Raw genomic sequence first — 12,689 nt, 5'->3', positions numbered from 1 at the left:
AGGGGCCCGGAGAGCGCGCGCTCTCCGGGCCCCTTCGCGTGGGTCCGCCGTGCCTAGCCGCCGATCGGCAGGCTGCTGAGCGGCAGTGCGTCGGTCGGGAGGGTGCTGATCGGGAGGGTGCCGGCCGACGGGAGCGAGGAACCGCCGGGCATGCCGGCGACCGGGAGGGTGTCGGCGCCGGACAGGCCGGCCGCGCCCACGGACTTGGTGGTCGAGCCGAGGAGATCGCCGGTGGAGCCGGCGGCGTCGCCTGCGGCCTTCTGGGCGGCCGGGGCGGCGGTCTTGCCGGTGGTGCCGACCGTCCGGCCCGCGGCCGGGACGGCCGTCTGCACGGTCTTGCTGCCGGCCTCGGTGGCCAGGCCGCTGGCCTGCTGGGAGGCGCCGTCGAGGGTGTTGCCGAGGCTCGCGCCGTCAAGGTTGGTCAGTCCACCCAGGTCAGCCGTCTGCGGCAACTCGGCGGCCGACGCGGCGCCGGCGCCCAGCAGGGGAGCCGCGGCCGCACCGATCAGCAGGGCAGCACGGGCGATCCGACGCGAAAGGGGGAGGGACATGGTGCTCCTTTTACGGAGGGGGGACGGGACATGTCCGCTGGGCGGACGTGCTGACTACCGCTCCAGGAGCCCGAAGGTTGCGGCCGTTCGAGGTAAAGAGTTGGTAATGCGTCGCATAATAGTGCTCCGGCAAAATGGGCCATTCCGGTCACGGCGCAAAGAAGTGAGGAAACGTCACATCGCTTGCGTCACAAGGGAATTGGCGGCCGGTCGGGGGAATTGGCCGCTTCCGGAGTTTGACGTAGCCGCTATGCGCCTGCGGGTGATGCGCCGCACTATTGCGCGACCGTGATCCGTACGTCTCCGTCGGCGGTCTCGGCCGCACTGGTGTCGGACTTCTGCCAGCCCTTGCCGGAATCGGCCGCCCGCCACTGCTTGTCCCGGAACGAGACCTTCTCGACCTTCAGCTCCGCGGAATGGGCCACCGCCCACTGCGCCAGCTCCCAGCCGCGGCGCTTCCCGTCCCCCTCCGCCGCGCCTCCGGCGGGGGTCGACGGCACCTGGACGGTCCGCTCGCGCGCCGTGCCGCCACCGGCCCTGCCCTCGGCCGGGCGCGGGGTGACCTGCGGTCCGAACTCACGGGCCAGCTGCTTGCGGACCCGCGCGGGATCGCCCGTCGTGACGGTCTCGCCCGAGCTCAGGGTGCAGCTGAGCGCGCCGGGCTGCCGGCCGGTCAGCGCCGAGGTCAGCAGGGTCGCGTCCGCCTCGTGCTTCGCGTACGCCTGGGGGAAGCCGCTCTTCTGCACCCGCTGGGCGGCCACGGTCAGCGGCAGCCGCGCATAGCCCTCGATCTGCACCAGGCCGTCGAAGAACTCGTTCGTGGCGTGCACCGGGTCCATGATCTGTGCCGGGGTGCCCCAGCCCTGCGAGGGCCGCTGCTGGAACAGGCCGAGCGAGTCCCGGTCGCCGTGGTCGAGATTGCGGAGCATCGACTCCTGCATCGAGGTGGCCAGCGCTATCGTCAGCGCCCGCTCCGGCAGCCCCCTGGACGTCGCGACCGCGGCGATCGTCGAGGCGTTCGCCGCCTGCTGCGATTCGAGCTCCATGGTGTTGCCGTCCGCCGCGACCGTGCACCCGGCGCGCTGGGAGCGGCTCTCGACGACGTAGTAGGCGCCGTATCCGGCGATCCCGAGCAGGACGAGGCCCGCCACGGTCAGCCGGAGTCGGCGGCCGTTCCGGCGAGGACGCCGCTCCGGCGTCGGCGAAGGCTGGGACATGAGGCCCACCGTACCCACACACCGCTCCCGGAGCCCGAACGCCGACGCCGGACGTGCGCACGTCGCGGGAGGCCTCCGGGCACCGCCGGTAGGGTCGGGGGCATGACCGCAAGCCCGCTCGACCTCAGCCAGGATGCCGCCGCCGTCACGGCGCAGCTCGTGGACATCCCTTCTGTCAGCCTCGCCGAGAAGGCGCTGGCCGACATCGTGGAGGAGGCGCTGCGCGCCCTTCCGCACCTGACCGTGGACCGGGACGGGGACGCGGTCGTGGCACGGACGAACCTGGGCCGCGCCGAGCGGGTGGTGCTCGCCGGACACCTGGACACGGTGCCGATCGCGGACAACCTGCCGTCCCGGCTCGACGCCGACGGACTGCTGTGGGGCTGCGGCACCACCGACATGAAGTCCGGCCTCGCCGTACAGCTGCGCCTCGCCGCAACCGTGCCCGAGCCCAACCGCGACCTCACCTTCGTCTTCTACGACGCCGAGGAGATCGCCGCCCAGTTCAACGGCCTCAAGCGGCTCGTCGAGAACCACCCGGAGTGGCTGGCGGGCGACTTCGCGGTGCTCCTGGAGCCCACCGACGCCCAGGTGCACGGCGGTTGCCAGGGCACCCTGCGGGTCAGGGTGCAGACCACCGGCCGCCGCGCCCACTCCGCGCGCAGCTGGCTCGGTGAGAACGCCATCCACAAGGCCGCGCCGATCCTCGCCCGGCTCGCCGCCTACGAGCCCCGCCGGGTCGTCATCGACGGGCTGGTCTACCCCGAGGGCCTGAACGCGGTGATGATCGAGGGCGGGCACGCGGGGAATGTGATTCCCGACACGTGCGCCGTGATCGTCAACTACCGGTTCTCGCCCGATCAGACCGAGGCCGAGGCGCTCGCGCACGTCACCGAGGTCTTCGAGGGATTCGAGGTCGTGCCCACCGACAGCGCGCCCGGCGCGCTGCCCGGACTGTCCCAGCCGGCCGCCGCCGCGTTCGTCGCGGCCATCGGAACTGAGCCTTTCGGCAAGGAATCCTGGACCGACGTGGCCCGTTTCTCCGCCCTCGGCATCCCGGCCGTCAACTACGGTCCCGGCAATCCCAAGCTGGCCCACACCCGCGAGGAGAACGTGTCGGTGGCCGCCGTCCTGGAGGCCGAGGAGCGGCTGCGGGCCTGGCTCACCGCCTGACGCCCAGGACCCGGCGGGGGGCTGGGTGGGAACCGCACGGGCCGTTATCCGCGTGATGTTCCCACCATGGTGTGATCGGATGCAACCGATCGTGTGGGGGGAAAGAAGGCCGTTCCATGGGACTGACCAGTCCGCTGTTCTTCGTGGTGCTCATCGTCGCGGCCGTCGTGGCCGTGGCGGGGGCGGTGCTGCTGTGGGGGCGTGTGCCGGGCCCCCGGCTGGTCCGGCTGCCCGCCCGCGTCGGGATGATCGTGGTGTGCCAGCTGACGGCGGTCTTCGTGGTGATGGCCGGGGTGAACAACCAGTACGGCTTCTACGCCTCCTGGGACGACCTGCTCGGCGGCGGCAGCGGGGGCGGCAGCATGAACACCTCCGCGAAGCACAAGGCGCCCCCGCCGGGACCGGCGCAGCTGACGGTGAAGTTCGCCCCGTACGCGCAGGGGTTCCGCAAGGCGGACGTGCTCGGCGCCAAATCCGGCGCGTCGGGTGACGTCATGGTCTGGACGCCGCCGCAGTACGACAAGAAGGAGTACGCGAACACCCGCTTCCCGGTGATCGTGGTGCTGCACGGCCTGCCCGGGAGCCCGCGCAGCTTCCTGCGCGCCATGCGGCTCGGCCAGATCATGGAGCGGCAGATCACCGAGGGCAAGGCCGAGCCGGCCATCCTCGTCCTGCCGACGATCACGCCCAAGGGCGCCAAGGCCGGCTGCGCCGACGCGCCGGGCCGGGGCAAGGGCGGCACCTGGCTCGCCCAGGACGTGCCGGACGTGGTCGCGCACAACTTCCGTACGCTGCCCGCCCCGAGCGGCTGGGCGGTGATGGGCATATCGACCGGCGGCTACTGCGCCGCCCGGCTCGCCCTCGACTACCCCTCCCGGTACGTGGCGGGCGCCGCGCTGGCCCCCGACAACCCCGCCGAGGGCCCCCGTTCACCGCTGTGGCTGGCCCACAACACCAAGCCGAACGTGGACCTCCTGGTGGGGTCGAGCGTCCAGGACCCCGAGAGCCCGCCGCGGTTCGCCGAGTGGCTCGGGCACGCGGTGCAGGCGCCGACGACCGTCACCCCGATGCTGCTGGACACCGGCGGCCACAACTGGAAGACCTGGGGACGGATGTTCCCCGACGCGCTCACCTGGGTGAGCAGCCACCTGGAGGCTCCGCGCGTTGTGCCGCTGGCCAGCCCGGACGCGCCGTGATGCGTCGTACGCTGCTCGCATGAGTACCGCACGCAGGGACACGAGCAACGCGCAGGAGGCGGCAGCGGCGGCCAACGAGGCGGCCGAGCACTCTTCTCCGCAGGGACAGGGCTGGCCGGAACGGCACACCGGGCCGGTGGTCCGGCGGCGCGGCCAGGTACAGGCCGGCACCACCGACCAGCGGTTGCTGGACAGCCGCGGCCCCTCGGAATGGGTGCACGGCGATCCCTGGCGGGTCATGCGCATCCAGTCCGAGTTCGTCGAGGGATTCGGCGCCCTGGCCGAACTCGGCCCCGCGGTCAGCGTGTTCGGCTCCGCGCGCACCCCGGTCGACTCCGTGGAGTACGCGGCGGGCATCTCGATCGGCCGCGCGCTGGCCGAGGCCGGCTTCGCGGTGATCACCGGCGGCGGCCCCGGTGCGATGGAGGCCGCCAACAAGGGCGCGGGCGAGGCCGGCGGGGTGTCCGTCGGGCTCGGCATCGAGCTGCCCTTCGAGCAGGGCCTCAACCCCTACGTCGACATCGGGGTGAACTTCCGCTACTTCTTCGTCCGCAAGACGATGTTCGTGAAGTACGCGCGCGGCTTCGTCGTGCTCCCCGGCGGTTTCGGCACCCTGGACGAGCTGTTCGAGGCCATCACCCTCGTCCAGACGAAGAAGGTCACCCGGTTCCCGATCGTCCTGTTCGGCACCGCGTACTGGAGCGGCCTCGTCGACTGGGTCCGGGGCACCCTGATCGAGGGCGGCAAGGCCTCCGCGGCCGATCTGGAGCTGTTCCATCTGACCGACGACGTGGACGAGGCCGTGGCCCTGGTGACCAAGGAGACCGAGGGCTGAGCCGCGCCCCTTACGCCAGCCCGCGGCGGGCGACCGCGGGCGGCCGGTGGCCCGCGATGGAGGCCACCATGTCCAGTACCTGGCGGGTCTCGGCGACCTCGTGGACGCGGTACACCCGGGCCCCGAGCCAGGCCGAGACCGCGGTGGTCGCCAGCGTCCCGATCAGCCGTTCCTTGACCGGGCGGTCGAGCGTCTCGCCCACGAAGTCCTTGTTGGACAGCGACACCAGCACCGGCCACCCGGTCTCCGTCATCTCCGGGAGCCGCCGGGTCGCCTCCAGCGAGTGCCGGGTGTTCTTGCCGAAGTCGTGCCCGGGGTCGATGAGGACGGCGTCGCGCCGCACACCGAGCCCGACGGCCCGCTCCGCGAGGCCCACGGTGACCCGCAGGATGTCCGCCATGACGTCCTCGTACCCGGTCCGGTGCGGGCGGGTGCGCGGCTCGACGCCGCCGGCGTGCGTGCAGACCAGCCCGGCGTCGTAGCGGGCGGCGACCTCGGCCAGCTTCGGGTCGACGCCGCCCCAGGCGTCGTTCAGCAGATCGGCGCCCGCCTCGCAGGCCGCCTCGCCCACCTCGTGCCGCCAGGTGTCGACGCTGATCACGACGTCCGGGTGCCGCCGGCGGACCTCTGCGACGAAGGCGACCGTGCGGCGGATCTCCTCCTCGGCCGAGACGTCCTCTCCGGGACCGGCCTTGACCCCGCCGATGTCGATGATCGCGGCGCCCTCGGACACCGCCCGTTCCACGCGCAGCAGGGCCGGTTCATCGCTGAACGTGGCGCCCTGGTCGTAGAACGAATCGGGTGTCCGGTTCACGATCGCCATGATGACCAGCTCGTCGTCGCCGAACTCCCGCGTGCCCAGCCGCAGCATTTGCGTGTGCCTCCTGTAGATCGCCCACCGGCGACGATAGCCGCAGGAGGGTGCCGGCTCCCCACAGGAGGGTCCGGCGGGGGCCGGACATGGCACCATCGTGCAAACACATCGCGCGGCCCCGGGAGACGGTCTTGTTCTGGTTCATGCTCATCGCGCTGGTCGCGGTGGTCGCCGCAGTGGCACTGGCCGTACTCGGCGACGGCGGCCCGCTCCGCGACGCGGACCCGGACCGGATCGACGACCGGCTGCCCGCCGACCGCCCGCTGGTCCGCGCCGACATCGACGGGCTGCGGCTGCCGGTGGCCGTACGCGGCTACCGGATGCTCGACGCGGACGAGGTGCTGGACCGCCTCGCGGCGGAGCTGGCCGAGCGGGACGCGCGCATCGCGGACCTGGAGTCGGCCCTGGCCGGCGCCCAGGCGACCGCCCTGGGCACGCCGGCACTGCTGGACCCGCCGCTCTCGCTGTCGGTCCTCGACCAGCCGCCCATGCGGCCGGACGCACCGTCGGACACCCCGCCCTCGCTGCGCAAGGACCCGGAGGACCGCCCCCATGAGTGAGCGCGGCACGGTCACCGGCGAGGACGGCCTGGCCCGCTGCCCCTGGGGGCTGTCGGCGCCGGAGTACGTGGCGTACCACGACGGCGAGTGGGGCCGTCCGGTGCACGGCGACGACGCGCTCTACGAGCGGCTGTGCCTGGAGGCGTTCCAGTCCGGGCTCTCCTGGATCACGATCCTGCGCCGCCGCGAGGGCTTCCGCGCCGCCTTCGCGGACTTCTCCATCAAGGCGGTCGCGGCGTTCACCGACGAGGACCGGGAAAGGCTGCTCGCCGACCCCGGCATCATCCGCAACCGCGCCAAGATCGACGCGTCCCTCGCCAACGCCCACGTGGCCGCCGGGCTGGGCGCCGGCGGCCTCGACGAGCTCATCTGGTCGCACGCGCCGGACCCGGCGGGCCGGCCGGTGCCGCGCACGCTCGACGACGTACCGGCGACCACGCCCGAGTCGGTGGCGCTGGCCAAGGACCTCAAGAAGCAGGGCTTCCGCTTCGTCGGGCCGACCACGGCCTACGCGATGATGCAGGCCTGCGGCCTGGTCGACGACCACCTGGCCGGCTGCCACGTGCGGACCACCAGGTCGTAGACCTGTTGCGCCGCTACCGGCCCAGGTAGCGCGGCGGCTCCTTCTTGAGGAACGCCTCCACGGCGATCCGGTGGTCCTCCGACGCGCCCGCGATGGTCTGGAGCTCGTCCTCCTTCTCCAGCGTCTCCAGGAGCGAGTGGTCCGTCCCGTACGCCAGCGACGCCTTGATCGCCGCGTAGGCCACCGTCGGCCCCGCCGCGAGGCTCCGTGCCACCGCCAGGGCCTCAGCGGCCAGGTCCGCGGCCGGGACGACCTTGTTGGCGATACCGAGCTCCAGGGCCTCCTGGGCGGTCACCTTGCGGGGGAAGAGCAGCAGATCGGCGGCGCGGCCGTGGCCGATCAGCCGGGGGAGGGTCCACGACGCGCCCGAGTCTGCGGTCAGTGCCACCCCCGCGAAGGACGTGTTGAAACTCGCCGTGTCGGCGACCACCCGGTAGTCCGAGGCGAACGCCAGACCCGCTCCGGCGCCCGCGGCGACCCCGTTGATTCCCGCGACCACCGGCTTCGGCATCGTCGCGAGGGCGGTGACGATGGGGTTGTAGTGCTCCCGGACCGTCGACATCGTGGCGCCCGTGCCGGACTCGCGGTCCTCCATCAGCAGGCCGACATGCTCCTTGAGGTCCTGGCCGACGCAGAAGGCGCGCCCGGTTCCGGTCAGCAGAACGGCCCTGACCTGGGAATCCGCCGCCGCGCCCCGGACGGCCTCGCGGAGCGCGACCTTGGTCTCGACGTTCAGGGCGTTCATGGCATCGGGACGGTTCAAGGTGATGGTCGCGAGCCCGTCGCTCACCTCGTACAGCACGCTGTCGGACATGGATGATCCCCTTCGTCGCGGCTCCGGTCCTGGCCAGCATGCCGGACATCGCCACAGGCGAACATGTGACGTACGTCAAACATTCAACGGGGCGAATGCGGCACGGAACGGGAGTGCGGCGGCGAAGTATCGCAGTCTCATCACCGAATTGGCCGGTTTTGTGGGAGGGGTTTCTCGAACGGATGGGAACCGATGTTGGTCATCGGGTCGGCACATGCGGGATAATGGTCGAGAACCAATGTGTTCGAGTCCGAGCTGGTTTCAGGAAGGGGAACGAGCATGGCGGCCATGAAGCCGCGGACGGGTGATGGCCCGCTCGAGGTCACCAAGGAGGGGCGGAGCATCATCATGCGCGTTCCGCTCGAGGGCGGCGGACGGCTTGTTGTCGAGCTGACTCCTGACGAGGCGGATGCCCTCGGCGACGCGCTGAAGAAGGCCATCGCCTGACACGAGCGCGTTCCCAATAAACGTCACGGCCCCGATTCCTGACCGTTCCAGGTCCGGAACCGGGGCCGCTGCCGTGTCCGGGACCCGGCTACGGGCCCCGGCGGACCGCGCAGAGCAGCCCGTCGTCGGTGGGCAGCAGGACGGGCGCGAACGCCTTGCTCTCGCGGACCGCGCGCATCAGCTCGCGCAGCCGCACGGCCTCGGTGTCCTGATGGGCCGCGTCGAGCGTGCGGCCCTGGGCGAAGGTCCCCTCGAAGCAGACCAGCCCGCCCGGACGCAGCAGGCGCAACGATTCGCCGAGGTAGTCCAGGTACTCGAGACGGTCCCCGTCGCAGAAGACGAGGTCGTACCCGCCGTCCGCCAGCCGCGGCAGGACCTCCAGAGCGCGGCCGGGGATGAACCGGGCGCGGTTGGCGGCGAAGCCGGCGTCCCGGTAGGCCTCGCGGGCCAGTTGCTGGCGGTCGGGTTCCGAATCGACGGTGGTCAGCACGCCGTCCGGCCGCATCCCGAGCAGCAGATGGATGCCGGACACACCGGTGCCGGTGCCGATCTCGACGACGGCCTTGGCGTCGGAGGCGGCGGCGAGCAGCCGCAGCGTCGCGCCGGTTCCGGGGGACACAGGGCGCAGACCGGACTCGTGGGCGCGCCGCCGGGCTCGTATCAGCGCGTCGTCTTCGGCGACGAAGGCGTCGGCGAACGCCCAGCTCGCCTGCCGGTTGCCGGTAATGGCCCTCTCCCTGTCCCCGTCGGTGTTGCGGCCCGCCCGGCGACTGTATCCTCCCCCAGCTACCGCTGGGTGGGACCCCCGAGCCGGGAACCTGCTGATGGGACTGCGCGTTAGTAGGGCGGGACCGAGAACGTGCGGTACGCGGGAAGTGCCTCCGCGCAGCCGCCCCGACCAGGTCCCCGGCGAGACAGCGCACTTATCCGGAGCTAACGGGCGAGGTGGATATGGTAGTGGCTCTACTGGAGACCACCAGAGCCGACAGGGGAGGTGCGGCTGCGGCCGGTGATCGGGGAGTGCTCCGGCATATTCTCAGGTCTTCCGGACAGCCGAAATCCGTGACCAACACTGCTGACCGTTCACGCAACGACGTACCCGCCAACGCGACTTTCGCCACCGACGGGGAGAACCAGGCGTGGACGCCTCCTTCCTGGGAGGAGATCGTCAGCACGCACAGTGCCCGCGTCTACCGCCTGGCGTACCGCCTGACGGGCAACCAGCACGATGCCGAGGACCTCACACAAGAAGTCTTCGTCCGTGTCTTCCGTTCCCTGTCCACGTACACGCCCGGCACCTTCGAGGGCTGGCTGCACCGCATCACCACCAATCTCTTCCTGGACATGGTGCGGAGACGTCAGCGGATCAGGTTCGACGCGCTCGGCGACGACGCGGCGGAGCGGCTCCCGAGCCGTGAGCCGTCCCCCGCACAGCACTTCAACGACACGCACTTCGACGCGGACGTCCAGCAGGCGCTGGACACCCTCGCGCCGGAGTTCCGCGCCGCCGTCGTGCTCTGTGACATCGAGGGGCTGTCGTACGAGGAGATCGCCGCCACCCTCGGCGTGAAGCTCGGCACGGTCCGGAGCCGGATCCACCGCGGCCGTTCCCACCTGCGCAAGGCTCTTGAGCACCGTTCCCCCGCGGCCCGACCGGGCCGTGCGCTGGCCGCCGCCGTACCGAAACCGGGCCTGGAGGGCGGGAGAGCGTGAGCAGTAGCGGTACCGGCCGGCAACACGTCGCATCTGCCGAGCAGCATCTCGGCGATCGGCTCGCCGCGTTCGTCGACGGCGAGTTGCCCGATGACACCCGGGACCGGGTGCTCGCGCATCTGGTGACGTGTCCCCAGTGCAAGACAGCCGCCGATGAGCAGCGCCGGCTGAAGAACGTCGTGGCGACCACGGCGCCGCCGACCCTGTCCGCGGGCCTGCTGGCCCGGCTCCAGGGACTGCCGGGCGGTGGCGACGACGAGGGAAGAGGCCCGTTCGACGGCGGCCTCTTCAGTGCTGATGTGTTCGGGCAGAGCGCGGCGGAGGAGTTCTCCTTCCTGTCCCCTGGCCCCGATCTCGCCGCACCGACCGATGTGCGGTCCCGCGGTTTCCGGATCCATGAGGTCGAGCGTTCGGCGTCCTCGCCCGGTTCGGCCTCGCGTGGCCGGCGGTTCGCCTTCGCGGCGGCCGGCGCGTTCTCGATGGCGGCCATCGCGCTCGGCGGTGCGCTCCCGATGGACGCGGCGATCGACAGCGGCGCCCCGCGCCCCGAGGAACAGGGCCCCGCGGTCGCCCCGCTCAGCGGCGTCAACTCGGTCTCCGACCTCAAACCGCTCCGCAACGACCTGGTGGACTCGGCGGAGGACCGCTATCTGCGGCATCCCCCGCTGGCGGGCGCCACGCCGGCCTCGGTGACCCGTCCGCTGATGGCGTCCGTGCCGGTCACCAAGCCCGCACCGACCGCCTCGCTGACCCCGGCGGCCACTCCAGGACCTGCCGTACACCGCTGACCCGCACGGCTGAGGCCATCCGGCCGTGTGGCACTTGCGGACTTCCGCATACCGCCCGCAGGCTCGAAGAATGAGCGATGAGGCGGACCGGCCGCAGTGGTGGAGTCGCCCGTCGGGCCCGGTGCCCGGCGCGGGCGGCGCGGAGGCGGCAGGACCCGCCCCGGACGAGGCGTTCCCCGACCCGTACCTGCTCAACCGCATGTCCGGCGGTGCCGCTGAGCCCGCTCCCTGGCACGGTCCCGGCACCCCGGCCCGCCCCCGTCGCGGACGGGCGGCCCCGCTGATCGCGGGCGCCGCGTTGGTGGCGCTGCTCGCCGGCGGGATCGGCGGAGCGGCCGGCGTCTACGCCGAACGGCACAGTGCCCAGGACGGCGATCAGGTGACACTGCCCCAGGTCTCCGAGGGCAGCGCCGACCGGGCGAGCGACAGCGTCGCGGGGATCGCGGCCAGGACCCTGCCGGGCGTCGTCTACATCCATGTGAAGGGCGCCGCGGGCGAGGACACCGGCACCGGGTTCGTGCTGGACGCCAAGGGCCACATCCTCACCAACAACCATGTGGTCGGCGCCGCCGGCAAGGGTGCCGACATCCAGGTCACCTTCAACGGCGGCCAGCTGAGCAAGGCGAAGGTGGTCGGGGTGGACAGCGGCTACGACCTCGCCGTCATCGAGGTCAGCGGGGTGTCCGGGCTGCGGCCGCTCACCCTCGGCAACTCCGATTCGGTGCGGGTCGGCGATCCGGTGGTCGCCATCGGCGCCCCGTACGGCCTCGAAGGCACCGTCACCGCGGGCATCATCAGCGCCACCCGCAGGCCGATCACCGCCGGCGGCGCCACCGACGGCACCGACGTCAGCTATGTGGACGCGCTGCAGACCGACGCACCGATCAACCCCGGCAACTCCGGCGGCCCGCTCGTCGACGGGCAGGGGAGGGTGATCGGGATCAACAGCGCGATCCGGGCGGCCGACGACGGCGGCCCGGCCGGCGGCCAGGGCGGCAGCATCGGCCTCGGCTTCGCCATCCCGGCCAACCAGGCGAAACGGGTCGCAGAGGAGCTGATCAACACCGGCAAGGCCACCCACCCGGTGATCGGGGTGACCGTCGACATGACCTACGAGGGGGACGGCGCCCGGGTCGGCGGCAAGGCGGGCACCACCGCGGTGACCCCCGGCGGTCCCGGCGACCAGGCCGGCATCGAGGCCGGTGATGTCATCACGGCGGTCGACGGCGAGCGGGTGCACCGCGGCGAGGAGCTGATCGTCAAGATCCGCAGCCACCGACCGGGTGACCACCTCACACTCACCCTGGTGCGCGCCGGAACGGAGCGTACGGTCGAGCTGATCTTGGGTTCGGCCACCGGGGGCTGACCCTTTACCCGGTGTCGACGTAGTGTTGGCCCAAGCCACTCCCGCGCTGCCCGCGCGGCCAGGTACGGTAAGTCGACCCGGACCCTGCCCACCCGGCTGTGGACGTCCCAAGGAGCTGCAAGGTGTTCTTCGACATAGGCCCGATGGAGATGATCGCGCTTGTCATCCTTGCGGTGCTCGTCTTCGGCCCGGACAAGCTGCCGAAGGTCATCCAGGACACGATGTCGTTCATCCGAAAGGTGCGGGCCTTCTCGGACAGCGCCAAGGAGGACATCCGCAAGGAGCTGGGGCCCGAGTTCAAGGACTTCGAGTTCGAGGACCTGAACCCCAAGACGTACATCCGCAAGAACATCCTGGAGAACGAAGAGCTCGGTCTGCAGGATCTGCGCAACGGTTTCGACTTCCGCAAGGAGATGGCCGAGGTCACGGATGCCGTGAACGGCACCGACACCACGGCCGCGGCCGCCGCCGGCGCCGCGGGTGCCGCCACGAGCACCCCGGACCGGCTCCGCAAGCGCGAGACGCTGGACAAGGACGAGCCCCCGCCGTTCGATTCCGACGCGACCTGAGTC

At 71.7% G+C, this 12,689-nt stretch carries 14 protein-coding genes and 1 pseudogene; 10 read left to right on the top strand and 5 right to left on the bottom strand.

What is annotated here, in order from left to right; all coding sequences use genetic code 11:
- Nucleotides 1-53: 53 nt before the first annotated feature.
- Nucleotides 54-551, bottom strand: a complete 498-nt coding sequence (locus tag G3I60_RS14165; protein WP_138351012.1) for an ATP-binding protein — start codon at nt 549-551, stop codon at nt 54-56.
- 275 nt (nt 552-826) lie between these two features.
- Entirely contained in the window at nt 827-1,768 is a 942-nt protein-coding gene (locus G3I60_RS14160; protein WP_164295282.1) for a heavy metal transporter, read from the bottom strand.
- Nucleotides 1,769-1,870: 102 nt separating this feature from the next.
- Here G3I60_RS14160 and dapE point away from each other — a divergent pair, with 102 nt between their 5' ends.
- The 3 genes from dapE (at nt 1,871) to G3I60_RS14145 (ending at nt 4,972) form a co-directional block, all read left to right on the top strand.
- Nucleotides 1,871-2,941 carry a succinyl-diaminopimelate desuccinylase gene (gene dapE / locus G3I60_RS14155; RefSeq protein ID WP_138351010.1) on the top strand — a complete coding sequence of 357 codons (1,071 nt, stop codon included), beginning with the start codon at nt 1,871-1,873 and terminating at the stop codon, nt 2,939-2,941.
- A gap of 116 nt (nt 2,942-3,057) precedes the next feature.
- Nucleotides 3,058-4,137, top strand: coding sequence for an esterase family protein (locus G3I60_RS14150; RefSeq protein WP_164295281.1), 1,080 nt, complete (start codon nt 3,058-3,060; stop codon nt 4,135-4,137).
- Nucleotides 4,138-4,156: 19 nt separating this feature from the next.
- Nucleotides 4,157-4,972, top strand: a complete 816-nt coding sequence (locus G3I60_RS14145) for a TIGR00730 family Rossman fold protein (protein ID WP_138351008.1) — start codon at nt 4,157-4,159, stop codon at nt 4,970-4,972.
- 10 nt (nt 4,973-4,982) lie between these two features.
- Here G3I60_RS14145 and folP read toward each other — a convergent pair whose 3' ends face one another.
- Entirely contained in the window at nt 4,983-5,843 is an 861-nt protein-coding gene (gene folP / locus G3I60_RS14140) for a dihydropteroate synthase (protein ID WP_138351007.1), read from the bottom strand.
- Between the two features lie 134 nt (nt 5,844-5,977).
- Here folP and G3I60_RS14135 point away from each other — a divergent pair, with 134 nt between their 5' ends.
- On the top strand, nt 5,978-6,406 hold the full coding sequence (locus tag G3I60_RS14135; protein ID WP_239069817.1) for a cell division protein DivIVA: 429 nt from the start codon (nt 5,978-5,980) through the stop codon (nt 6,404-6,406).
- Nucleotides 6,399-6,989, top strand: coding sequence for a DNA-3-methyladenine glycosylase I (locus G3I60_RS14130; protein ID WP_164295280.1), 591 nt, complete (start codon nt 6,399-6,401; stop codon nt 6,987-6,989). Before G3I60_RS14135 ends, G3I60_RS14130 begins: the two co-directional genes overlap by 8 nt.
- Nucleotides 6,990-7,002: 13 nt before the next feature.
- Here the strand turns inward: G3I60_RS14130 and G3I60_RS14125 are convergent, their stop codons facing one another.
- Nucleotides 7,003-7,803, bottom strand: a complete 801-nt coding sequence (locus G3I60_RS14125; protein ID WP_164295279.1) for an enoyl-CoA hydratase/isomerase family protein — start codon at nt 7,801-7,803, stop codon at nt 7,003-7,005.
- Between the two features lie 279 nt (nt 7,804-8,082).
- Between G3I60_RS14125 and G3I60_RS14120 the strand changes: the two genes are divergently transcribed.
- Complete coding sequence (locus G3I60_RS14120) at nt 8,083-8,250, top strand: DUF3117 domain-containing protein (RefSeq protein ID WP_069464762.1); 168 nt, start codon at nt 8,083-8,085, stop codon at nt 8,248-8,250.
- Between the two features lie 88 nt (nt 8,251-8,338).
- Here the strand turns inward: G3I60_RS14120 and G3I60_RS14115 are convergent, their stop codons facing one another.
- The gene (locus G3I60_RS14115) at nt 8,339-8,977 is read right to left on the bottom strand and encodes an O-methyltransferase (protein ID WP_244809857.1); all 639 of its coding nucleotides are present in this window, start codon (nt 8,975-8,977) and stop codon (nt 8,339-8,341) included.
- 224 nt (nt 8,978-9,201) lie between these two features.
- On the opposite strand from G3I60_RS14115, the gene sigE reads away from it, so the two are divergent.
- The 4 genes and pseudogenes from sigE (at nt 9,202) to G3I60_RS14095 (ending at nt 12,686) form a co-directional block, all read left to right on the top strand.
- Nucleotides 9,202-9,963, top strand: coding sequence for an RNA polymerase sigma factor SigE (sigE, locus tag G3I60_RS14110; RefSeq protein ID WP_187145001.1), 762 nt, complete (start codon nt 9,202-9,204; stop codon nt 9,961-9,963).
- Nucleotides 9,960-10,751: a zf-HC2 domain-containing protein gene (locus tag G3I60_RS14105; protein WP_164295278.1), complete on the top strand. Its 792-nt coding sequence runs from the start codon at nt 9,960-9,962 to the stop codon at nt 10,749-10,751. Before sigE ends, G3I60_RS14105 begins: the two co-directional genes overlap by 4 nt.
- Nucleotides 10,752-11,010: 259 nt before the next feature.
- Nucleotides 11,011-12,117, top strand: a pseudogene (locus G3I60_RS14100) (S1C family serine protease); the annotation flags it as partial.
- Nucleotides 12,118-12,239: 122 nt separating this feature from the next.
- Nucleotides 12,240-12,686 carry a sec-independent translocase gene (locus tag G3I60_RS14095; RefSeq protein WP_138351000.1) on the top strand — a complete coding sequence of 149 codons (447 nt, stop codon included), beginning with the start codon at nt 12,240-12,242 and terminating at the stop codon, nt 12,684-12,686.
- Nucleotides 12,687-12,689: the final 3 nt, after the last annotated feature.

Origin of the sequence: Streptomyces sp. SID13666, from assembly GCF_010548325.1 — a bacterium.
In the GTDB taxonomy this organism is placed as follows: Bacteria; Actinomycetota; Actinomycetes; order Streptomycetales; family Streptomycetaceae; genus Actinacidiphila; species Actinacidiphila fildesensis.
This window is presented reverse-complemented; position numbering and strand designations above follow the sequence as displayed.